The 21,071-nt window shown below is 64.0% G+C and carries 19 protein-coding genes; 13 read left to right on the top strand and 6 right to left on the bottom strand.

Annotated features, from left to right (window positions below):
• The first annotated feature begins 35 nt into the window (after positions 1-35).
• Positions 36-191, top strand: a complete 156-nt coding sequence (locus QQL28_RS20850; protein WP_063694217.1) for a Thivi_2564 family membrane protein — start codon at positions 36-38, stop codon at positions 189-191.
• Between the two features lie 158 nt (positions 192-349).
• Here the strand turns inward: QQL28_RS20850 and QQL28_RS20855 are convergent, their stop codons facing one another.
• The 3 genes from QQL28_RS20855 to cysD form a co-directional block, all read right to left on the bottom strand.
• Entirely contained in the window at positions 350-2,515 is a 2,166-nt protein-coding gene (locus tag QQL28_RS20855; RefSeq protein ID WP_284268283.1) for a malate synthase G, read from the bottom strand.
• Positions 2,516-2,927: 412 nt separating this feature from the next.
• Positions 2,928-4,844, bottom strand: a complete 1,917-nt coding sequence (gene cysC / locus QQL28_RS20860; RefSeq protein WP_284268285.1) for an adenylyl-sulfate kinase — start codon at positions 4,842-4,844, stop codon at positions 2,928-2,930.
• A 22-nt stretch (positions 4,845-4,866) separates the two neighbouring features.
• Positions 4,867-5,661 carry a sulfate adenylyltransferase subunit CysD gene (gene cysD / locus QQL28_RS20865; protein ID WP_080134972.1) on the bottom strand — a complete coding sequence of 265 codons (795 nt, stop codon included), beginning with the start codon at positions 5,659-5,661 and terminating at the stop codon, positions 4,867-4,869.
• Positions 5,662-5,905: 244 nt separating this feature from the next.
• Here cysD and cysG point away from each other — a divergent pair, with 244 nt between their 5' ends.
• The 12 genes from cysG (at position 5,906) to QQL28_RS20925 (ending at position 17,211) form a co-directional block, all read left to right on the top strand.
• Entirely contained in the window at positions 5,906-7,333 is a 1,428-nt protein-coding gene (gene cysG, locus QQL28_RS20870) for a siroheme synthase CysG (RefSeq protein ID WP_284268287.1), read from the top strand.
• The gene (locus QQL28_RS20875; RefSeq protein ID WP_284268289.1) at positions 7,330-7,647 is read left to right on the top strand and encodes a DUF2849 domain-containing protein; all 318 of its coding nucleotides are present in this window, start codon (positions 7,330-7,332) and stop codon (positions 7,645-7,647) included. Before cysG ends, QQL28_RS20875 begins: the two co-directional genes overlap by 4 nt.
• Before the next feature lie 10 nt (positions 7,648-7,657).
• Positions 7,658-9,313, top strand: a complete 1,656-nt coding sequence (locus tag QQL28_RS20880; protein WP_284268291.1) for a nitrite/sulfite reductase — start codon at positions 7,658-7,660, stop codon at positions 9,311-9,313.
• Complete coding sequence (locus tag QQL28_RS20885) at positions 9,300-9,815, top strand: DUF934 domain-containing protein (protein ID WP_284268293.1); 516 nt, start codon at positions 9,300-9,302, stop codon at positions 9,813-9,815. The genes QQL28_RS20880 and QQL28_RS20885 overlap by 14 nt, the downstream gene beginning before the upstream one ends.
• A complete protein-coding gene (locus tag QQL28_RS20890; protein WP_284268297.1) occupies positions 9,812-10,543 on the top strand; it encodes a phosphoadenylyl-sulfate reductase in 732 nt (243 codons plus the stop codon). Before QQL28_RS20885 ends, QQL28_RS20890 begins: the two co-directional genes overlap by 4 nt.
• Before the next feature lie 124 nt (positions 10,544-10,667).
• The gene (locus tag QQL28_RS20895; RefSeq protein ID WP_284268300.1) at positions 10,668-11,657 is read left to right on the top strand and encodes a sulfate ABC transporter substrate-binding protein; all 990 of its coding nucleotides are present in this window, start codon (positions 10,668-10,670) and stop codon (positions 11,655-11,657) included.
• A gap of 38 nt (positions 11,658-11,695) precedes the next feature.
• Positions 11,696-12,532, top strand: a complete 837-nt coding sequence (cysT, locus tag QQL28_RS20900; RefSeq protein ID WP_284268302.1) for a sulfate ABC transporter permease subunit CysT — start codon at positions 11,696-11,698, stop codon at positions 12,530-12,532.
• A gap of 10 nt (positions 12,533-12,542) precedes the next feature.
• Positions 12,543-13,454: a sulfate ABC transporter permease subunit CysW gene (gene cysW, locus QQL28_RS20905; RefSeq protein WP_284268303.1), complete on the top strand. Its 912-nt coding sequence runs from the start codon at positions 12,543-12,545 to the stop codon at positions 13,452-13,454.
• Positions 13,444-14,478 (top strand): sulfate/molybdate ABC transporter ATP-binding protein, encoded by a 1,035-nt coding sequence (locus tag QQL28_RS20910; RefSeq protein ID WP_284268304.1) that lies wholly within the window; start codon positions 13,444-13,446, stop codon positions 14,476-14,478. The genes cysW and QQL28_RS20910 overlap by 11 nt, the downstream gene beginning before the upstream one ends.
• Before the next feature lie 177 nt (positions 14,479-14,655).
• Positions 14,656-15,159, top strand: coding sequence for a CAP domain-containing protein (locus QQL28_RS20915; protein WP_284268306.1), 504 nt, complete (start codon positions 14,656-14,658; stop codon positions 15,157-15,159).
• Positions 15,160-15,239: 80 nt separating this feature from the next.
• Positions 15,240-16,421 (top strand): DUF3734 domain-containing protein, encoded by a 1,182-nt coding sequence (locus tag QQL28_RS20920; RefSeq protein ID WP_284268307.1) that lies wholly within the window; start codon positions 15,240-15,242, stop codon positions 16,419-16,421.
• A gap of 1 nt (position 16,422) precedes the next feature.
• Positions 16,423-17,211 carry a 3-hydroxybutyrate dehydrogenase gene (locus QQL28_RS20925; RefSeq protein WP_284268309.1) on the top strand — a complete coding sequence of 263 codons (789 nt, stop codon included), beginning with the start codon at positions 16,423-16,425 and terminating at the stop codon, positions 17,209-17,211.
• 235 nt (positions 17,212-17,446) lie between these two features.
• Here the strand turns inward: QQL28_RS20925 and QQL28_RS20930 are convergent, their stop codons facing one another.
• The 3 genes from QQL28_RS20930 to QQL28_RS20940 form a co-directional block, all read right to left on the bottom strand.
• Positions 17,447-18,271, bottom strand: coding sequence for a sulfite exporter TauE/SafE family protein (locus QQL28_RS20930; RefSeq protein WP_284268311.1), 825 nt, complete (start codon positions 18,269-18,271; stop codon positions 17,447-17,449).
• Between the two features lie 336 nt (positions 18,272-18,607).
• A complete protein-coding gene (locus tag QQL28_RS20935) occupies positions 18,608-19,984 on the bottom strand; it encodes an oligosaccharide flippase family protein (protein WP_284268452.1) in 1,377 nt (458 codons plus the stop codon).
• A gap of 119 nt (positions 19,985-20,103) precedes the next feature.
• Positions 20,104-20,943, bottom strand: coding sequence for a protein-disulfide reductase DsbD domain-containing protein (locus QQL28_RS20940; RefSeq protein ID WP_284268312.1), 840 nt, complete (start codon positions 20,941-20,943; stop codon positions 20,104-20,106).
• Positions 20,944-21,071: the final 128 nt, after the last annotated feature.

Below are 21,071 nucleotides of genomic sequence, written 5' to 3' on the forward strand. Positions count from 1 at the left end.
GAATTCGTTAGCAATTTGCCTGAAGGGGGCCTCCGATGCTCGTCGGCGTACTCGTTACTTTTCTCGTCATCATCCTCGTTCTTTATCTCATCAACATGCTGCCGATGGACGGCCGCGCGAAGCAGATCGCACGCGTCATCGTCATCATCATCGGCATCGTCTCGCTGCTGAAATATCTCGCGGTGTTCTAGGCGGGAAGCGTAGCCCGGATGAACGCAGCGATATCCGGGATGCCTCAATGACAGTCCCGGATCTCGCTTCGCTCATCCGGGCTACAGGCTACCGGACTTTGCAACGAGAAAGCCCCGGCGCTCGGCCGGGGCTTTCGGTGTTTCGACTGGTGCGGCTATCAGCCCGCAGCCTTGGCCTCGCGGCGACGTGCGGTGAGGATGTACTCGGTGTAGCCGTTCGGCTGCGTGCGGCCCTTGAAAACGAGGTCGCAAGCGGCCTTGAAGGCGACGCCGTCGAATGACGGTGCCATCGGCTTGTAGAGTGCATCGCCGGCATTCTGCTTGTCGACGACGACGGCCATGCGCTTGAGCGACTCCATCACCTGCCCTTCGGTGATGACGCCCTGATGCAGCCAGTTGGCGAGATGCTGGCTGGAGATGCGCAAGGTGGCGCGGTCTTCCATCAGGCCGACGTCGTGAATGTCAGGGACCTTGGAGCAGCCGACGCCCTGGTCGATCCAGCGCACGACGTAACCCAGAATGCCCTGGCAGTTGTTGTCGATCTCCTGCTTGACGTCATCGGGCGCCCAGTTCGACTTCGACACCGGAATGGTGAGAATGTCGGAGAGCTTTGCGCGGGGGCCACCCTTGGTGAGCTCCTGCTGGCGCGCGATGACGTTGACCTGGTGGTAGTGCAGCGCGTGCAGGGTCGCTGCGGTCGGCGAGGGCACCCAGGCGGTGGTGGCGCCGGCCTGTGGATGCGCGAGCTTCTGTTGCAGCATGTCCGCCATCTTGTCGGGCGCCGCCCACATGCCCTTGCCGATCTGGGCGTGGCCGGGCAGGCCGTCGATCAGGCCCATGTCGACGTTCCAGTCCTCATAGGCCTTGATCCAAGCCTGTGCCTTCATCTCGTTCTTGCGGATCATCGGACCCGCTTCCATCGAGGTGTGGATCTCGTCGCCGGTGCGGTCGAGGAAGCCGGTGTTGATGAAGACGATGCGCTTGGACGCCTGCTGAATGCAGGCCTTGAGGTTGACGGTGGTGCGTCGCTCCTCGTCCATGATGCCGACCTTGAGCGTGTTCTCCGGCAACGCCAGCATCTTCTCGACGCGGCCGAAGATTTCGCAGGTCAGCGCGACCTCGTCCGGGCCGTGCATCTTCGGCTTGACGATGTAGACCGAGCCGGTGCGGCTGTTCTTGCTCTTGGAGAGACCCTTGAGGTCGTGGATCGCAAGCAGGCCAGTGACGGCGGCATCGAGCAGGCCCTCCGGAATCTCCTCGCCCGACTCGTCGAGCACCGCGTCGGTGAACATGTGGTGACCGCAATTGCGGATCAAGAGCAGGCTGCGGCCATGCAGCTTCACGTCGCCCTTGCCGTCCGGCGTCTTGTAGCTGCGGTCGGTGTTGAGCGCGCGCGTCAGCGTCTTGCCGCCCTTCTCGAAATCCGCCGACAGCGTGCCGTTCATCAGCCCGAGCGTGTTGCGGTAGACAAGCACCTTGTCCTCGGCATCGACGGCTGCGACGGAGTCTTCCATGTCGAGGATGGTGGAGACGGCAGCCTCCATGATCATGTCGGCGACGCCGGCCGGATCGTCCTTGCCGATCGTGTTGCTGCGATCGACCTTCACCTCGACATGCAGGCCGTTGTTCACGAGCAGCACCGCGGACGGCGCCGCCGCGTCGCCCTGGAAGCCCGCGAACTGCGCGGCGTTCTTCAGCGCGGTGGCGTTGCCGCTCTTCAGCTTCACCGCGAGCTGGCCGGCGACCACGCTATAGGCGGTGACGTCGGTGTGGCTGCCGGTCGCGAGCGGCACGGCGGCATCGAGGAAGGCTTTCGCTTTTGCAATGACCTTGTCGCCGCGCGCCTTGCTGTAGCCCTTGGCGGTGTCGGCCGCGTCATGCGGGATCGCGTCGGTGCCATAGAAAGCGTCATAGAGCGAGCCCCAGCGCGCATTCGCAGCGTTCAGCGCGTAGCGCGCATTGGTGAGCGGCACGACGAGCTGCGGCCCGCAGATCTTGCCGATCTCCTCGTCGACATCAGCGGTCTCGACCTTCTGCGTTGAAGGCTCGGGCAACAGATAGCCGATCTCCTTCAGGAAGGCGGTATAGGCATTGATGTCGAACGGCTTGCCTTTGTTCGTGCGATGCCAATCGTCGATCTTGGCCTGCAAGCTGTCGCGAACCGCGAGCAGTGCGCGGTTCTTGGGACCCAGATCCTTCACGATCGCGGCAAGCCCGGCCCAGAACGTATCAGGCGCGATCCCCGTCTTCGGGGCCGCTTCCTTCGCGATGAAGTCGAAGAGAACAGGGGCGATCTTCAAACCATGGGCGTCGTGGCGTTTCATGAGGGGCTTTCTTGTTGGAAATGGCGTTTTTTGGCTGGTTTCGGGTCCGAAAGCAGCAAAATGCATCCGCCGCCGGCGGGTTTCGGGCCCCTATTAGCCTCAAAACCGGGGCCGTGAGAAGGCCCCTAAAGGTCTGTCAAAATGTCAAGGCGAGGTGTGGGACGCAGCTCGTTTTACACGATCGAGCCCGGCTCCGCGCCACGCGCACAGCAGCGCTCCCTCCCCCCTTGCGGGGGAGGGCGGGGGAGAGGGGTAGCCCAGGAAAAGGTGTGCCCGTAGTCGACGACGAAATCAGTTCGTGCTGATCGAGAGAGTCCTCGTGTGGACCCCTCTCCCTAACCCTCCCCCGCCAGGGGGGAGGGAACGCACTGCCCTGCGAGGATGCAGCGAGCGAGCCAGCGAAAGCAGCTGCTCAAATATTCGCGGCGAGATCCACGACTTCGTCGAACAGCACGCCGCTTGTCTTCAGCATCTGTTCGATCGCGTCCGTCGCATCCGAGACCGAGTGCGTCGAGGTGTCGATCGTCAGCTCGGCGCCTTGCGGCGGCTGGTAGTCGTTGCCGATGCCGGTGAACGACTGAAGTGCGCCAGAGCGGGCCTTGGCGTAGTGCCCCTTGGGATCGCGGCTCTCGCAGACTTCCGCAGGCGTCGCGACGTAGATCTCGCGGAACGTCGTGTCGGCGATGCGGCGTGCCGTGGCGCGGTCCTCGCGGGCGGGCGAGACGGCGGCGACGATCGCGATGTGACCGTTGCGCGCCAGGTGCGTCGCGACCTCGGCGAGGCGGCGGATGTTCTCGCTACGATCGGCGGAGGAGAAGCCGAGATCGCTGTTCAGGCCAGCGCGCAGCGTGTCGCCGTCGAGCAGGATCGGCGAGCCGCCATTGGTGAATAGACGGCGCTCGAGCGCTTTGGCCAGCGTCGACTTGCCTGAGGCGGGAAGGCCGGTGAGCCAGACCACGGCGCCGTTGTGCTGATAACGCGCGGAGCGCTCGTCGGGGCGGAGTGCGGACTCCACCGGCACGATGTCGACGGGTACGGCGCGCTGGCCGGCATCCACCGACAGCACGAGGCCGCCGCCGGCGATGCGGCCGGACACCTCGATGACGAGGCGGCCGGTGCGCGGGTTCTCGGTATAGGGATCGGTGGCAATCGGATTCGAAAGAGAAATGTCGATCTCGCCGACATGGTTGCGGCCGATCGCCTTGTTCTCGCTGCTTTCGAGCTCGCCGGGATCGACCGCCTTCTCGATGGCAACGACCGTAGCGCGGCTTTCCTTCGGCCCGCAGCGCACCAGGAGCTGATCGCCCTTGGCAAGCGGCTTGTCGTGCAGCCAGAAGATGCGCGCGCGCAGGCGGCGCGTCTCGCGCGGCGCTGCGCCCGCATGTGCGATGATGTCACCGCGCTCGATGAACAGCTCGCGGTCGAGCGTAATGCCGACCGAGCGGCCGGCGCCCTGCCGAGCGGCGACGGGCGTCACCGGCCAGCTTTCGACCGTCTTGATCTTGGCGATCTTGCCGGCGGGCATGATCACGATCTCGTCGCCGGCAACCAGGCTGCCGGACTCGATGCGGCCGGCGACGATGCGGCGATCGTCGAACTTGTAGATCGCCTGCACGGGCAGACGCAGCGCGAGGGCCTCCAGCGGCCGCGCCGGCTCGAGCCGGTCGAGCGCCTCGACGACGGTTGGGCCCTTGTACCAGCCGATGCGGTTGGTTCGCTCGGCGACACCGTCGCCGTCGCGCGCCGAAATCGGGATCACCGCCGTCGGCGTGACGCCAAGGCCCTTCAGATGCGCCGAAATCTCGTCGCTGATCTCCTTGAAGCGACCGGCGCTGAAATCGACGCGGTCCATCTTGTTGACGACGATCGCGACCTGCTTCACGCCGAGCAGATGGAGGAGATAGCCGTGCCGGCGGGTCTGGTCGCGCACGCCTTCCAGGGCGTCGATGATCAGCACCGCGCCGTCGGCCTGCGAGGCGCCGGTGATCATGTTGCGCAAGAATTCCGCGTGGCCGGGCGCGTCGATCAAAACGATGTCGCGCGAATTGGTGCGGAAGCGGATCTGCGTGGTGTCGATGGTGATGCCCTGGTCGCGCTCGGTCTGGAGCGCGTCGAGCAGGAACGACCATTCGAAGGGCATGCCGCGCCGCGCGCTGACGGCCTTGAGCATCTCGAGCTTGCCCTCGGGCAGGCTGCCGGTCTCATGCAGCAGGCGGCCGACCAGCGTCGACTTGCCGTGGTCGACATGGCCGACGATGACGATGCGGACCTGCGGACGCGTGGTGCCGTTCGGAGTTGCCGGCGTAGCAGAGGTGACGATCATGTTCATTGCCGCGTTGCGTCCTCAGGAATCAGAGATAGCCGGCGACCCGCAGACGCTCGAAGGCGTCCTCGGTCTCGTGGTCAAGTGCGCGGCCTGCACGCTCCGGCACCTTGGTCTGCTCGAGCTCGATCAGGATCTCGTCGATGGTCGACGCAGTCGAATTCACGGGGTTAGTGATGTCCTGATCGCCCAGCGAGCGGTAGCGCTTGCCGTTCTGCGACAGATAGAGCGGGATGATCGGGATGTTCTCGCGCTTGGTGTAGGCCCAGATGTCGGCCTCGGTCCAATGCAGGATCGGATGGATGCGCAAATGTGCGCCTTGCGGCGGCGAGGCATTGAAGTGGTCCCAGAACTCCGGCGGCTGGTCGCGCACGTCCCAATTGCCCTCTAGGCCGCGCGGCGAGAACACGCGCTCCTTGGCGCGTGTCGCCTCTTCGTCGCGGCGGATGCCGGCGATCAGGCCGTCGAAGCCGTATTTGGCGAGCGCCATCTTCAGGCCCTCGGTCTTGCGTGCGGCGGAGCGTGCGGCCGGCGGCAGCGTTGGATCGACGGCATCGATGGGCGGGCAGGGCTCGACGCGCAAGTCGAGGTCCCACTCCTTTCCGTAATGATCGCGGAAGCGATACATCTCCGGAAACTTCTTGCCGGTATCGACGTGGAGGGCCGGGAAGGGCATGCGGCCGAAGAAGGCCTTCCGCGCCAGCCAGATCATGACATTGGAGTCTTTGCCGAGCGACCATAGCAGGGCGATCTTCTTCAACCGGGCGAAGGCCTCGCGGAAGATGTAGATGCTCTGCGCTTCCAACTGGTCGAGATGATCCATGCCGGGGGCGAGATCAGCAGAAAATTCTTGCGCGCCCACGCGCCCGATGAGGGCCGGTCGGCTCACTCCGACAGCTGCGGAATCGTCCTTGAGAAGATGCATCTCTGCCACTTTGCGTTTGGAGCTGAAAATTCTATAGTTGCAGCGCGAAAGAGAAGAAAAAATTTTCTCTTTGCGCGCTCGAAACGAGACATATATAGAAAATAATTCCAGTCAACCCCGTAATTGGGGAAGCGAGTACCGTATGCGCTTCTTGCCGGTGTTTCTCGACATCAAGACCGGTCCGGTGGTCCTCATCGGCGCAGGCGAGCTGCTGCGCGCTAAATTGCGCGTGCTCGCGGCTGCCGGCGCGCGCATCCGCGTGCATGCGACGGATAACAATCATGACCTCAGCGGCGTCGGTGCTGACGATGCGGGGCGCATCACTTTCGTCAACGGCGATCCGCTGACCGCGGATCTGACCGGCGTCATCGCGATAGTATGTGCAGGCGCAGGTGACATTGGTGTGGCGATGTCGGCACGCGCGCGGTCGCTCGGGCTGCCTGTCAACGTCATGGACGATCTCGATCATTCGAGCTTCATCTTCCCCGCTATTGTCGACCGCGGCGATGTCGTGGTCGCCGTCGGCACGGGCGGCGCCTCGCCGGTCGTGGCGCGGCGCGTGCGCGAGAAGATCGAGGCGCTGCTGCCCGCTCGAATCGGCGATCTCGCCGAATTCATTGGCGGCTTCCGCAAATCCATTCACGCCGCGATTGCCGAGTTTCCGCTGCGCCGCCGCTTCTGGGAGCGCGTGATCGACGGTCCGATCGGCGCGCTGGTGCTCGCGGGCCGAAAGGCCGAAGCGGAAGCCGCGCTCAAGGCCGTCGCTGATCCCACCGCATTCGCGCTGGCCGACAAGCCGGCAGGCCAGGTCGCGCTGGTCGGCGCCGGCCCCGGCGATCCCGATCTCCTCACCATCAAGGCGCTGCGCGCGCTCCAGGATGCCGACGTCGTCTTCTATGACGAGCTGGTGTCAACTGAAATTCTCGACCGTATCCGCCGCGACACGGCGCGCATTCCGGTCGGCCGCCGTGTCGGCAAGTCGGGCATTGGCCAGGACGCCATAAACAAGCTGATGATCGAAGCCGCGCAGTCCGGCCAGCGTGTGGTGCGTCTGAAGGGCGGCGATCCCTTCGTGTTCGGCCGCGGTGGCGAGGAAGTCGAAGCGTTGCGCGCGGCCGGTGTCGCCTATTCGATCGTGCCCGGCATCACCGCCGGCCTCGGTGCCGCCGCGGATTTCGAGGTGCCGCTCACCTATCGTCACGAGGCGCTGCGCATCACCTTCCTCACCGCGCACAAGGCGCGCGATGCCGAAACCGTCGACTGGTCGACGCTGACCGACACCAGGATGACTGTCGTCGTTTATATGGGCATGACCGCAGCGCCCGCGGTGCGCGAGGGCCTTCTCGCCGCCGGCCGCTCGCCGGAAACGCCGGTCGGCGTGTTCGCCCGTGTCACGCGCCCCGATGCGCAAGGCGCGATCGGCCCGCTTGCCGATCTGCCCGAGCTCGTCAAACGCCTCGACGGCGGTCCCGCCATTCTCATCATCGGCGATGTGGTCCGGCATGCCGGCGCCTTTCGCCATCAATCCCCCAGGCAAATCATCTCTGAGCTATTGGAAGCTGCCCAATGACCTCTCCGCTTGAACAAAAGAAAATCAAGATCGCCGGCCCCTCGATCGTGACCGCCAACCGCACCTGGGATGGCATCGTGGTCTACCGCACCGCCGCCAAGGGCTGGTCCGCGGACCTGTCGGAGGCCGCGATCGTGCGCAACTCGGATGAGGCCAAGGCGTTGCTTGCAGAGTCGACGGCAGATGACGTCGGCGCAGTCGGCGCCTATATCGCACCCGTGCAGGTCGGAGAGGACGGCAAGATCCTCCCCGGAAACCTGCGCGAGCAGATCCGCCGCACCGGTGTGACCATCGGATCGCAGGCCCAGGTTTAAGGCACTCTCGATGTACGCTTACGACGAAATCGACCGCACGCTGGTCAACGAGCGGGTCTCGGAATTTCGCGACCAGGTGAAGCGCCGCCTCTCGGGCGAGCTCACTGAGGACGAGTTCAAGATCCTGCGCCTGCAGAACGGCGTCTATCTTCAGCTCCACGCATACATGTTCCGCGTGGCGATCCCCTACGGGACGCTGTCCTCGGAACAGTTGCGCCGGCTCGCGCATATCGCGCGCCGTTATGACCGCGGCTATGGGCACTTCACCACGCGGCAGAACATTCAGTTCAATTGGATCAAGCTCGCCGAGTTGCCGGATGCGCTCGCCGATCTCGCCGAGGTCGGCATCCATGCGATGCAGACCTCCGGCAACAACATGCGCAACGTCACCTCGGACCAGTGGGCCGGCGTCGCGCCGGGCGAGATCGAGGATCCCCGCATCTGGTCGGAGTTGCTCCGCCAGCACACCACGCTGCATCCGGAGTTCTCGTTCCTGCCGCGCAAATTCAAGATCGCGATCACCGCGTCCGATCATGACCGCGCCGCGATCAAGATCCACGACATCGGCCTGCGCCTCGTCAAGAACGAGAAGGGCGAGACCGGATTCGAGGTGCTGGTCGGCGGAGGGCTCGGCCGCACGCCGTTCATCGCCAAGACCATCAAGCACTTCGTGCATGGCCGCGACATCCTGAGCTATGTCGAGGCGATCCTGCGCGTCTACAACCAGTACGGCCGGCGCGACAACATCTACAAGGCCCGCATCAAGATTTTGGTGCACGAGCTCGGCATCGAAAAATTTTCGCGCGAGGTCGAGGAGGAGTGGCAGCACATCCGCAACTCCTCGCTCCAGATCGACGACGGTGTGATCGAGGACATCCGCTCGCGCTTTAGCTATCCGGCTTACGAGAAGCTGCCGCATATGCCCGACGAGCTTCGTCAGGCCGCGGCCGATTCCGACTTCGAGGCGTGGCGGAAGAACTCGGTGTTCCCGCACAAGGTCCAGGGCTACTCGATCGTCACGATCTCGCTGAAACCGACCGGCGGCCCTCCGGGCGATGCCACGGCCGAGCAGATGGACGCGCTCGCCGACCTTGCCGAGAAATACTCCTTCGGCGAGATCCGCGTCGGCCATGAGCAGAACCTGGCGCTGCCGCATGTCGCCAAGCGCGACCTGCCGGCCCTGTGGAAGGCGCTCGACAAGCTCGGGCTCGCCACGCCGAACGTCAACCTGATCACCGACATCATCGCCTGTCCGGGTCTCGATTATTGCTCGCTGGCGAATGCGCGCTCGATCCCGATCGCGCAGGAGTTGACGCGGCGCTTTGCCAATCACGAGCTCGCCAACCTGATCGGCCGGCTGCACATCAACATCTCCGGCTGCATCAATGCCTGCGGTCACCACCATGTCGGCCATATCGGCATTCTCGGCGTCGAGAAGAACGGCGAGGAGGTCTACCAGATCACCATCGGCGGCCGCGCCGACGAGAACGCGGCGCTTGGGTCCCTGATCGGGCCCGGCGTGAAGTTCGACGAGGTCGCCGACGTGATCGAGGATGTCGTCGAGGCTTATCTGGCGCTGCGCGAGCGGCCGGAAGAACTCTTTATCGATACGGTGAAGCGCCTCGGCGTCGAACCATTCAAGGAGCGGGTTTATGCCACTCGTTAAGGGCGGAAAGATCGTCGAGGATAGTTTCGTCAAGCTCGATGTCGATGCGCCGCTGCCCGCCGCCGGCGATATCCTGGTGCCTGGCGATCGCTTCCTGAAGGATGCGGACGCCTTGCTCGCGCGTCCCGGCAAGGTCGGCGTGATCTGGCCCAACAATCGCGACATCGACGCGCTGGTGCCGTATCTCGGCAAGCTTGCCGCGGTCGCGCTGGTGTTCCCGACGTTCCGTGACGGCCGCGCCTACAGCCAGTCGCGGCTGCTGCGCGAACGCCACGACTATCGTGGCGAACTGCGCGCCACGGGCCAAGTGCTGCGCGACCAGTTCGTGTTCATGCTGCGCGCCGGCTTCGACAGCTTCGAGGTCAAGAAGCAGGCCGATGCGGAGGCTTTTACGCAGACCGTGAAGCGCTATTCGGTGTTCTACCAGCCGACCGGCGACGGCCGCATCACGGCGCTGCATCGGCGCATGCAACTGCGCCATTCGGAAGGTGTCGGCACATGAGCGCGATTGCGCCCGGCGGTTCATTGTCACCCGCGCCCGTGCTGCCGTCCGTCGGCGAGCTCGATCGCGCGTTGCGCGATGCTTCGCCCGGGGAGGTCGTTGCTGCGGCGTTGAAGGTCGTGGGGCGCGAACAATTGGCGGTCGTGTCGTCGTTCGGCACGGAGTCGGCCGCGCTGCTCAAGGTGGTGGCCGACGTCGATCCGGCCATTCCGGTGGTGTTCCTCGATACCGGCTGGCTGTTCGAGGAGACGCTCGCCTATCGTGACACGCTGATCGCAACGCTCGGCCTGACGGATGTGCGCTCGATCACGCCACTGGAAGAAACGTTGACGCGCGAGGATCCCGACCGTGATCTCTGGTTCTCCAATCCCGACGCCTGCTGTCGTATCCGCAAGGTCGAGCCCCTGGCGCGGGCGCTGAAACCGTTCGCCGCATGGATCAACGGCCGCAAACGTTTTCAAGGCGGCGTGCGCGCCGAGATTCCGGTCGTCGAGGATGACGGCGCGCGGTTGAAGTTCAATCCGTTCGCCAATGTCTCGCGCGACGACATCAAGGCGATCTTCGCGCGTGCCAAATTGCCGCAGCATCCGCTTCAGGCCTCAGGTTTCCTGTCGGTTGGGTGTATGCCTTGCACCAGTCGTGCTGCCGAGGGCGAGGACGAGCGGGCCGGCCGGTGGCGCGGTCGTGCCAAGACAGAATGCGGCATCCACACGATGAAGATTTCGTAGCACAGCCGCGCTACGTCGCCGCAAACAAGAAAATCCGGTTCCGTTGACTTAAGGCGATTTCGACCCGAGTTATGCCCGCATGCCATCGATGACGCCGATGTCGTCGAGGTAATTGGAGATGGACATGATCCGCCGTATCGTTCCGCTCGCGGCAGGCCTCCTCTGGGCAAGCTCGGCTCTCGCCGCTGACATCAACCTCTTGAACGTGTCGTACGATCCGACGCGTGAGCTCTATGTCGAATTCAACAAGGCGTTTGCGAACGCCTATCAGAAGGAAACCGGCAAGAGCGTCGAGATCAAGCAGTCGCATGGCGGCAGCGGATCGCAGGCCCGCGCGGTGATCGACGGATTGCAGGCCGACGTGGTGACACTCGCGCTCGCCTATGACATCGATGCGATCGCGGCCAAGGGGCTCGCTGCCGCCGATTGGCAGACGCGCTTGCCGCAGAACTCCTCGCCCTACACCTCGACCATCGTGTTCCTGGTGCGCAAGGGCAATCCCAAGGGCATCAAGGACTGGGACGATCTGGTCAAGCCGGGCGTCGCCGTCATCACGCCGAACCCGAAGACCTCGGGCGGCGCGCGCTGGAACTATCTGGCAGCCTGGGGCTATGCGCAGAAGAAGTTCGGCTCCGTCGACAAGACCAAGCAATTCATCGCAAATCTCTATCAAAACGTGCCTGTGCTCGACACCGGCGCCCGCGGCTCGACCGTGACCTTCGTCGAGCGCGGCGTCGGCGACGTGCTGCTCGCCTGGGAGAACGAGGCGTTTCTGGCGCAGAAGGAGTTCGGCGCCGACAAGTTCGAGATCGTGGCGCCGCCGCTCTCGATCCTCGCAGAGCCGCCGGTCACGATCGTCGACAAGGTTGCCGACAAGAAGGGTACGCGCAGCGTGGCCGATGCCTACCTGCAATATTGGTATACCAAGGAAGGTCAGGAAATCGCTGCGCGCAATTTCTATCGTCCGCGCGATCCGGACGTCGCGAAGAAATACGAGAATGCCTTCGCGAAGGTCGAGCTGTTCACGATCGACGACGTTTTCGGCGGGTGGACCAAGGCACAGAAGGAACATTTTGCCGACGGTGGCGTCTTCGATCAGATCTACAAGAACTGATCGAGCGCTGTCGCAGGAGGCTTTAAGCAGGGGACCTCGTGAGCGCAATCGCAGCACGACGACGAACATTGCCGGGCTTCGGTCTCACGATGGGACTGACGCTGTCCTGGCTGTCGATCATCATCCTGATTCCGCTGGCAGGCCTCTTCCTGCGCACGCTCGAGCTCAGCCCCGAGCAGTTCTGGGCGATCCTCTCCAGCCGCCGGACGCTGAACGCGTTGCGCGTGTCCTTCGGGCTCGCCTTCGCAGCGGCCTGCGTCAATCTTGTGATGGGCAGCATCATTGTCTGGGCGCTGGTGCGCTACCGTTTCCCCGGTCGGCGGCTGTTCGACGCCATCGTCGACGTGCCCTTTGCGCTGCCGACTGCGGTCGCCGGCGTTGCGCTGACCTCGCTGTTTGCCGAGAAGGGCTGGCTGGGTGCGCCGCTTGCTGCACTCGGCATCAAGGTGGCTTTCACGCCGCTCGGCATCTTCATCGCCATGATCTTCATCGGTATCCCCTTCGTGGTGCGCACCGTGCAGCCGGTGCTGCAAGACCTCGATCCCGAGATCGAGGAGGCCGCGGGCAGTTTAGGGGCCAGCCGCTGGCAGACCATCATCCGCGTGATCCTGCCCTCTCTTGGGCCGGCGCTGCTGACGGGCTTGGCGCTTGCCTTCGCGCGCGCGGTCGGCGAATACGGCTCGGTGATCTTCATCGCCGGCAACCTGCCCAATGTCTCGGAGATCGCACCGCTCCTCATCGTGATCCGGCTCTCCGAGTTCCGCTACGCCGATGCGACCGCGATCGCGGTCATCATGCTCGTCGTGTCCTTCGTCATCATCTTCGCCGTCAACCGGTTGCAGCGCTGGGCGCAGAACCGGATCCCGGTGCATTGAGGCCCAAACGATGACGATGCAGATCGCCGATTCAGTTTCGCTCTCGACGCCCGACGCGAAGGCGCGCCGCCATGCGGTCGCCGCCGGCGAAAACCTTCGCACCGAGCCGAGGGCGGTGCGCATCGCGATCATCTCCGTCGCGGTCCTCTTCCTCACGGTTTTCGTCGTGCTGCCGCTGGTCGTCGTGTTCGCGCAGGCCTTCTCCAGGGGCATCATGGCCTATGTCGCGGCGCTGTCGGAGCCCGAGGCGCTGGCCGCGATCCGGCTGACGCTGCTGGTGGCGGCGATCTCGGTTGGCCTCAATCTCGTGTTCGGTCTGGTCGCGGCCTGGGCGATCGCCAAATTCGAGTTCAAGGGCAAGACCTTCCTGATCTCGCTGATCGACCTGCCGTTCTCGGTGAGCCCGGTGATCTCGGGCCTCGTCTTCGTGCTGCTGTTCGGCGCGCAGGGCTATTTCGGCGGATGGCTGCGGGACCACGACATCCAGATCCTGTTCGCTGTGCCTGGCATCGCGCTTGCGACCACGTTCGTGACCTTCCCCTTCGTGGCGCGCGCATTGATCCCGCTGATGCAGGAGCAGGGCACGCAGGAGGAAGAGGCCGCGATCTCGCTCGGCGCCTCGGGCCTGCAAACGTTCTTCCGTGTGACCTTGCCCAATATCAAATGGGGCGTGCTCTACGGCGTCCTGCTCTGCAATGCGCGCGCGATGGGCGAGTTCGGCGCGGTCTCCGTCGTCTCCGGCCATATCCGCGGCGAAACCAACACCATGCCGCTGCTGGTCGAGATCCTCTACAACGAATACCAGTTCGTCGCTGCGTTTGCGATCGCCTCGCTGCTCGCGATGCTGGCGCTGATCACGCTGATCGCCAAAACCATTCTCGAACGTCATCTGGACGAAGGACACGACTCCCGTGACCATTGAAGTCAAGAATCTCGTCAAGAAATTCGGGACCTTTGCCGCGCTCGACGGCGTCGACCTCAAGGTCGACAATGGCGAGCTCGTGGCGCTGCTCGGACCGTCGGGCTCCGGCAAGACGACGCTGCTGCGGATCATCGCCGGCCTGGACTGGCCGGATTCCGGTGAAGTCTCCTTCAACGGCGAGGACGCACTCGCGCAGGGCGCGCGTGAGCGTAATGTCGGCTTCGTGTTCCAGCACTATGCGCTGTTCCGCCACATGACGGTGTTCGAGAACGTGGCCTTCGGCCTGCGTGTTCAGCCGCGTGCAGTTCGGAAGGACGAGTCCTCTATCCGCGCGCGTGTCAAGGAGCTGCTCGATCTCGTGCAGCTCGACTGGCTCGCCGACCGCTATCCGAGCCAGCTCTCCGGCGGCCAGCGCCAGCGTATCGCGCTGGCGCGCGCACTCGCGATCGAGCCGCGGATTCTGCTGCTCGACGAGCCCTTCGGCGCGCTGGATGCGAAGGTGCGCAAGGAGCTGCGCAAATGGCTGCGCTCGCTGCATCACGAGATCAACGTCACCTCGATCTTCGTCACGCACGACCAGGAGGAGGCGCTCGAGGTCGCCAACCGCGTCGTGGTGATGGACAAGGGCAAAATCGAGCAGATCGGCTCTCCCAATGATGTCTATGAGAGACCGGCGACCGCCTTCGTTCACGGCTTCATCGGCGAATCCATCGAGCTGCCTGTTCAGGTCGCCGACGGTGTGGTTCGGCTCGGCGACCGGCCGCTCAGGCTCGCCGCCGAGGGCGTAGCGTCTGGCGCGTCAAAACTGTTCGTGCGACGACATGACATGTTGGTCGGGGCGCCCGGCAGCGGCGCCTTCGAGGGCGCCGTGCGGCATGTCCGGAACTTCGGACCCGTCCAGCGGGCGGAGGTCGCGCTGTTCGACGGTGAAACCATCGAGATCGACGCTCCTCGCGACAAGGAGCTGAGCGTCGGCGAAAGGGTCGGCCTGGATCCGCGCCGCTATCGGATATTTACAGCCTAACTTGTCATTCCGGGGCGATGCGCAGCATCGAACCCGGAATCTGGATGTTGTGGCACGAGATTCCGGGTTCGCGCTCGCGCGCGCCCCGGAATGAACATCGGCATAATTCCGCAAAATTCACCTTTCAGCCACGGTTGGTATGCAACAACGGCCCGTCTTTTTTGGGGGCCCTGATTCATGCGCGCTGCGGCCGCAATTGTCATCGCTTTGCTTCTCGCCGGCTGCGCGGGCAACGAAGCGCCGGTCGAACAGCCGTCGATGTATGCCGACATGGCCGTATCAGGCGCGCGGCTCGATGCGCAGGCTGCGGCCGTGATGATCTCGCAGTACCGCCAGAACAACAGCCTCGGCACCGTCATCATCGATCCCGACCTGATGAGACTGGCGGAATCCCAGTCACAGGCAATGGCGGCCGCCAACAAGATGGACCACGACGTCCGCGCGCCGCTCGCCAGGCGGCTCGCCGCCGGCGGCTATCCGGCAACCGTCGCGGTTGAGAACATCTCGGCCGGCTATCATACCCTGGCGGAAGCATTTTCCGGCTGGCGCGACTCGCCCCCGCACCGGGCGAACATGCTCAAGAGCGGTGTCACAAAATTGGGCATAGCGGCGAGCTATGCTCCGAACACCAAATACAAGGTGTTCTGGACGATGATTTTGGCATCTACCGAGCCCCGATAAGCCAGTCTTGATCCCCAAAACATTGACGCCGCCGTGAACTGGGGTCACGGTGGGCGGCCCTCAGTCCAATTGATCCCGTCATGACCGATCATCAAGGCCCGGCATCGAACAGAATCCCCGCCAATGCGCAGCGCGTCCTGGTGCTCCAGGGCGGTGGTGCGCTCGGTTCCTATCAGGCGGGCGCCTATCAGTCGCTGTGCCATTTCGGCTTCGAGCCGGAATGGGTCGCGGGAATCTCGATCGGCGCGGTCAACGCCGCCATCATCGCCGGCAATGAGGGCCAGACCCGCATCAAGCGGCTCAAGGAATTCTGGGAGATGGTGTCGGCGCCGGTGCCGTGGAAGCCGATCGGCAAGAGCGATCACAGCCGCGAGCTGTTCAACTCCACCAGCGCCGCGCTGATCGCGACCTTCGGCGTGCCGGGCTTCTTCACCCCGCGCATTCCGCCCGCGCCGCTCTGGCCGCCGGGGCATCCGGAAGCGGAGAGCTATTACGACACCGCGCCCCTGAAGAAGACGCTGGAGCGGCTGGTCGATTTCGATCGCATCAACGATCTGAAGACGCGCCTGTCGGTCGGCGCGGTCGGCGTCACCTCCGGCAATTTCCGCTACTTCGACAATTACGAGTTCAAGAAGCTCGGCAAGAAGATCGGCCCGGAGCACATCATGGCATCCGGCGCACTGCCGCCGGGTTTTCCCTCCGTCATCATCGATGGCGAGCACTATTGGGATGGCGGTATCGCCTCCAACACGCCGCTCGACTATGTGCTCGACGCCGAAATCGATCGAGACATGCTGATCTTCCAGGTCGACCTGTTCAGCGCGCGCGGCGATTTGCCGGCGTCGCTGCTGGACGCCGCCGAGCGTGAGAAGGACATCCGCTATTCCAGCCGCACGCGGATGAACACCGATAAGAACAAGCAGATCCACAATGCCCGCAGGGCGGTGCGCGACCTGATCAGCAAATTGCCGGATTACCTGAAGAACGATCCCTCGGTCGAATTCCTCGCCAAGGCGGCGCGCGAAAGCACCGTGACCGTCGTGCACCTGATCTATCGCACCAAGAACTACGAATCTTCATCGAAGGATTACGACTTCTCGCATGTCGCCATGGTCGAGCATTGGGAAGCCGGCGTGCGCGACGTGCATCTGTCGATGCGGCACAAGGATTGGCTCGAGCGGCCGCAGTCCGGCGAGACCATGGTGACCTACGATCTCACGGGGGACGTTACCGCACCCCCGGCCTCAACCAGGAGCGAATGATATGGGTAGCTTGTCAGGCAAGAACGCCGTCGTGACCGGATCGACCAGCGGCATCGGGCTCGCTTATGCGCGTGCCTTTGCTGGCGCCGGCGCCAACGTCGTCATCAACGGCTTCGGCTCGCCCGAGGATATCGAGAAGGAGCGTGCCAAGATCGAGGCCGACTTCAAGGTGAAGGCGATCTATTCGCCCGCCGATATGACCAAGCCGACCCAAATCGCGGAGATGATCGCGCTCGGCGAGAAGACGTTCGGCTCGGTCGACGTCCTCGTCAACAATGCCGGCATCCAGTTCGTCTCGCCGATCGAGGAGTTCCCGATCGAGAAATGGGACCAGATCATCGCGATCAACCTGTCTTCGGCCTTCCATGCCATTCGCGCCGCCGTGCCCGGCATGAAGAAGCGGAGTTGGGGCCGCATCATCAACACGGCTTCGGCGCATTCGCTGGTCGCTTCGCCCTTCAAGTCGGCCTACGTCTCGGCCAAGCACGGCATTGCCGGTCTCACCAAGACCGTAGCGCTCGAGGTTGCGACCCACAAGATCACCTGCAACTGCATCAGCCCCGGTTATGTCTGGACGCCGCTGGTCGAGAAGCAGATCCCGGACACGATGAAGGCGCGCAATCTGACGCGCGAGCAGGTCATCAACGACGTTCTGCTCGACGCGCAGCCGACGAAGGAGTTCGTGACCTCCGAGCAGGTGGCGTCGCTGGCGCTGTTCCTGTGCAGCGACGACGCTGCGCAGATTACCGGCACCAATCTCTCGATCGACGGCGGCTGGACGGCGGAGTAGTTCGGGTCGACCTAATAACTCTCGGTCATGCCCCGCGAAGGCGGGGCATCTAAAGCATGATCCGGAAAAGTGTGAAGCGGTTTTCCGGAAAGATCATGCGCAAACAACAACCTAAAGCGCGATGACGATTCATCCTAATCTCATCGCGCTTTAGTACGCCGCGGCTTCTCGGTTAGTCACAGCCGTCTCGGAGTACTGGATCGCCCGCCTTCGCGGGCGATGACGGGGAGGGCGTTCAATGCGTCCAGGCCAGTGCGGTGACGATCGCCGACGACAGGTTCAACTCCGCAAACATGATCTTGCCGGCGACCACGAAGAGGACGCTGGCAAGCGTCAGGCGCAGCACCGTCTCCGGCACGCGCGTCGCACTGTAGCTGCCCAGGACGATGCCGGGCAGCGAGCCCATGAGCAGCACGCCCATCAGGGCCCAATCCACGTCGCCAAGCGCCCAGTGCCCTGTGCCCGCCACCAGCGTCAGCGGGACGGCGTGCGCGATGTCGGAGCCGACGATGGTCGCCATCGGCAGGCGCGGGTAGAGCAGGAGAAGCACGGTCACGCCGACCGCGCCGGCGCCGACCGATGAAATCGAGACCAGCACGCCGAGTACGGCACCGGTGACCACGGTCGCGATCGCCGTGGTGCGGTCATCGACGCCTTCGAGCGTTCTGCGATAGCGCTCCATGATCGCCTTGCGGAAGATCAGGGAGGTTGCGGTGAGCAGCAGCGCGAAGCACAGCACCAGATTGACCAGGCCGCGCTCGGTATCGCTCTTGAGATCGAGTTTCCACAGCACGAACAGCGTCAGCGCGCTCGCCGGAATGCTGCCGCAGGCCAGCCGCAGGACCGCGGGCCAATGCACGCTGCGCGACCAGCCATGCACCACGCTGCCGCCGGTCTTGGTGCCGGCGGCGTAGAGCAGGTCGGTGCCGACCGCGGTCGAGGGATGGACGCCGAACAAGAGGATCAGCAGCGGCGTCATCAGCGAGCCGCCGCCAACGCCGGTCATCCCGACCAGCAGGCCGACACCGAATCCTGAAGCAACGTAGAGCGGGTCAATCATGCGCGGGGGAATCTAGGTTCATCTCGTTGGTCACGCAATACGACGTAGAATAAACCTACTCCTGACGGCAATGGAGTGCGGGGAAATAAGAAGAAATTATGCGTCGACTGGAAATTGGTAGCCATTTTTACCCAATTGTCCCCCTCCCGCGAAATGACCATTTTGCGGCCGCGGGCCAACTCAAACGCAAAGGAGCCCAAAAGGTTCCGGGTCGGGCAGCGAATTTTATCGGCGGCCTAAAGCATGATCCGGAAAAGTGTGAAGCGGTTTTCCGGAAAGATCATGCGCAAACAACAACCTAAGCGCGATGATGATTCATCCTAGTCTCATCGCGCTTTAGCGCCCGAACGCCAGCACGTGCAGGCCGAGCCGCTGCCGCACGATCCAGAACAACAGCACGGTCTCGAAGGTGAGTGAAATCGAGGTCGCGGCGGCTGCGCCGTGACCGCCGAAGCGCGGCACCAGGGCGATGCACAGGATGACGTTCATCACGAAGGCCAGCGCGTAGGCGAGCGCGCAGATCTTCTGGTGACCGAGCATGTTGAGGAGGCGCTCGACCGGCCCGATCGCGGCGCGCACCACGAGCCCGACCGCGGCAATGAACATGATGTCGTAACCGATCACGAATTGCGGTCCGAACAGCCAGAGCAGCGGCTTGCCGAGTGCCAGCAGCACGGCGGTCGCGGCGAGCGAGGGCCAGAACGTCCAGTTGATGGCGTGCGCGACATAGGCCGACAGGCGGGTCTTGTCGCCGAGTGCGTTGTATTCGGCAAAGCGATGCGCCGTCGTCGCCGACATCGCGTAATGAATGAAGGACACCAGCGCCAGCGTCTTCACCACGGCGAAATAGACGCCGACCTCGTCGGAAGGGCGGAATTGCTGGAGCACCAGCACGTCGGTGTAGGACAACAGCAGGTAAAAGCTCTCGACCAGCAGGATCGGCAGCGAGATCGCAAGCCAGCCGCCGACGTCGTAGGCCTTGGGACCGTGTTCGACATGGCCCGCGAGCTTGCGGTTGAGCACCACCATCTGGCCGGTCATTGCGATCCACACCGCGCCTGCGCTTGCGACCATCGCGGCGATCGCGCCGAGATGAAAGCCGAGCAGGAAGGCTGACGCGGTGATGCCGATGATCAGCGCCTGGCGGATGATGAATTGCGGCATCAGGCCGAGCTGCATCCAGTCATGCGCGCGGGCGATGCCGTCCTGGGTGTTGGCGACGACGAAGGCCGGCAGCGTCATGCAGCCGATATAGAGCGGCAGCCGCGCGGCCGGATCGATCCATGGCGAAAGCAGGAGGACGACGCCGGCCATTGCAAGCGAAACGACGGTCGAGACGATGAAGGTCAGCCAGCGGCTGCCGGAGAGAAAGCCGCGCAGCAGTGCTTGCTCGCCGCTGGTACGGTATTCCGGAATGATCTTCTGCGCGGAGGCCGAGATGCCGAAATCCATCATGCTGCCGAGCAGCAGCACCCAGGTCCAGACATAGACATAGACGCCGTAGTCGGACGTGCCCATCCAGCGCGCCAGCAGGATCTGCGAGAGATAGGCAAGACCTGCGCTGATCACGCGGATGAGGAAGATGGTGCCGGCTAGCCGCCGTGTCAGCGATGCTTCGCTCGTCCCGCCCCCAGCGCCGGTCAGCTTCGCGCGCAATCGCGCGAAAAGGCCGACGGGCTCACTCGCTGCGGGTTGTGCGTCCATCACGGCCACGTCGAAGATCCCCTGCGCCCCCGCAAGATGCGGCAGGTTGGACGTAGCAACCATTCGTTAAGAAACGGTTGGGTGGTTCCTCCTGGTCGTCCTGGCATTCGCCAGGACGACGGCGAAAACTAATTCAGATTGATATTGAACTCGTACGACTTCTCCGGCCCCACCAGCGTGAACTTCAACGCGGCGCCGTCGGGCTTGGCGCCGGGCGGCAGGCCGTCGAGCTCGAAGGCGAAGCGCTTGACGCCCGCCGGGCTGTGCTCGACCGGCGAGGGGATCGGCAGCGCCCAGTCGGGCGTCGGCCCCTCCACGAACAGGTTGACGTCGCGTCCATCGGGCGTGGCCACGTCGACCAGCACCTTCGTCGCGCCCTCGCGCTTGACGTCGCGGATGGTCAGCGGGGTGGGATCGCCGATGTTGGCGGGCTTGGGCACGGTGTCGAGTGCCGCGAACAGCGCGCCGTCCTCGGTCGAGGCGACGTTGTTGAAGCCGAGCTCGGCGCTGGCCTCGACGGGGATACAGAGCTTTTCGCAGACCGCGTAGTTGATCTCGACGCGCAGGGTGACCGGCTTGTCCGGGGCCTTGGCGACGATGCGCAGCGGTAGCACGATCTGGTCGTGATAGCCGATCGAATGACCGCCGGCGCCGTCGTCGAACTTCAGCGGCGCCGGCCACAGCACGGTCACAGCTTCGACGTTTTCGGACTTTGAGAAGTCGAACCGCGGCGGAACGCCGGAATCGCCGGGCATGCGCCAATAGGTCTTCCAGCCGTGCTGAAGCTGGAATGCGATGCCGCCGAGCAGCACCGGGCCGCTGCGCGATCCCGCCAGAAGGCGCACGGCCGAATGGCCGTCGCGCTGCCAGGGCGAGGCGTCGTCGGCACGGACCCGCGAGGGTTGCGCCGACACGAGCAAGGTTGCGGCGACGATGGTCGCAGCATGTTTGGGAACTATGGTGAGCATAGCACGTCTTTACAGGGTCGGTCCGGCGCAAACCATTGAATTGCTTGTGATGGATGCATCGGAAATACAGCCCGGGGAAACCGCCGGCCGCAAGCCTTGATTTGACAGCCGTCGGGCCCGACATCAGG

Source organism: Bradyrhizobium iriomotense (assembly GCF_030160715.1).
Taxonomy (GTDB): Bacteria; Pseudomonadota; Alphaproteobacteria; order Rhizobiales; family Xanthobacteraceae; genus Bradyrhizobium; species Bradyrhizobium iriomotense.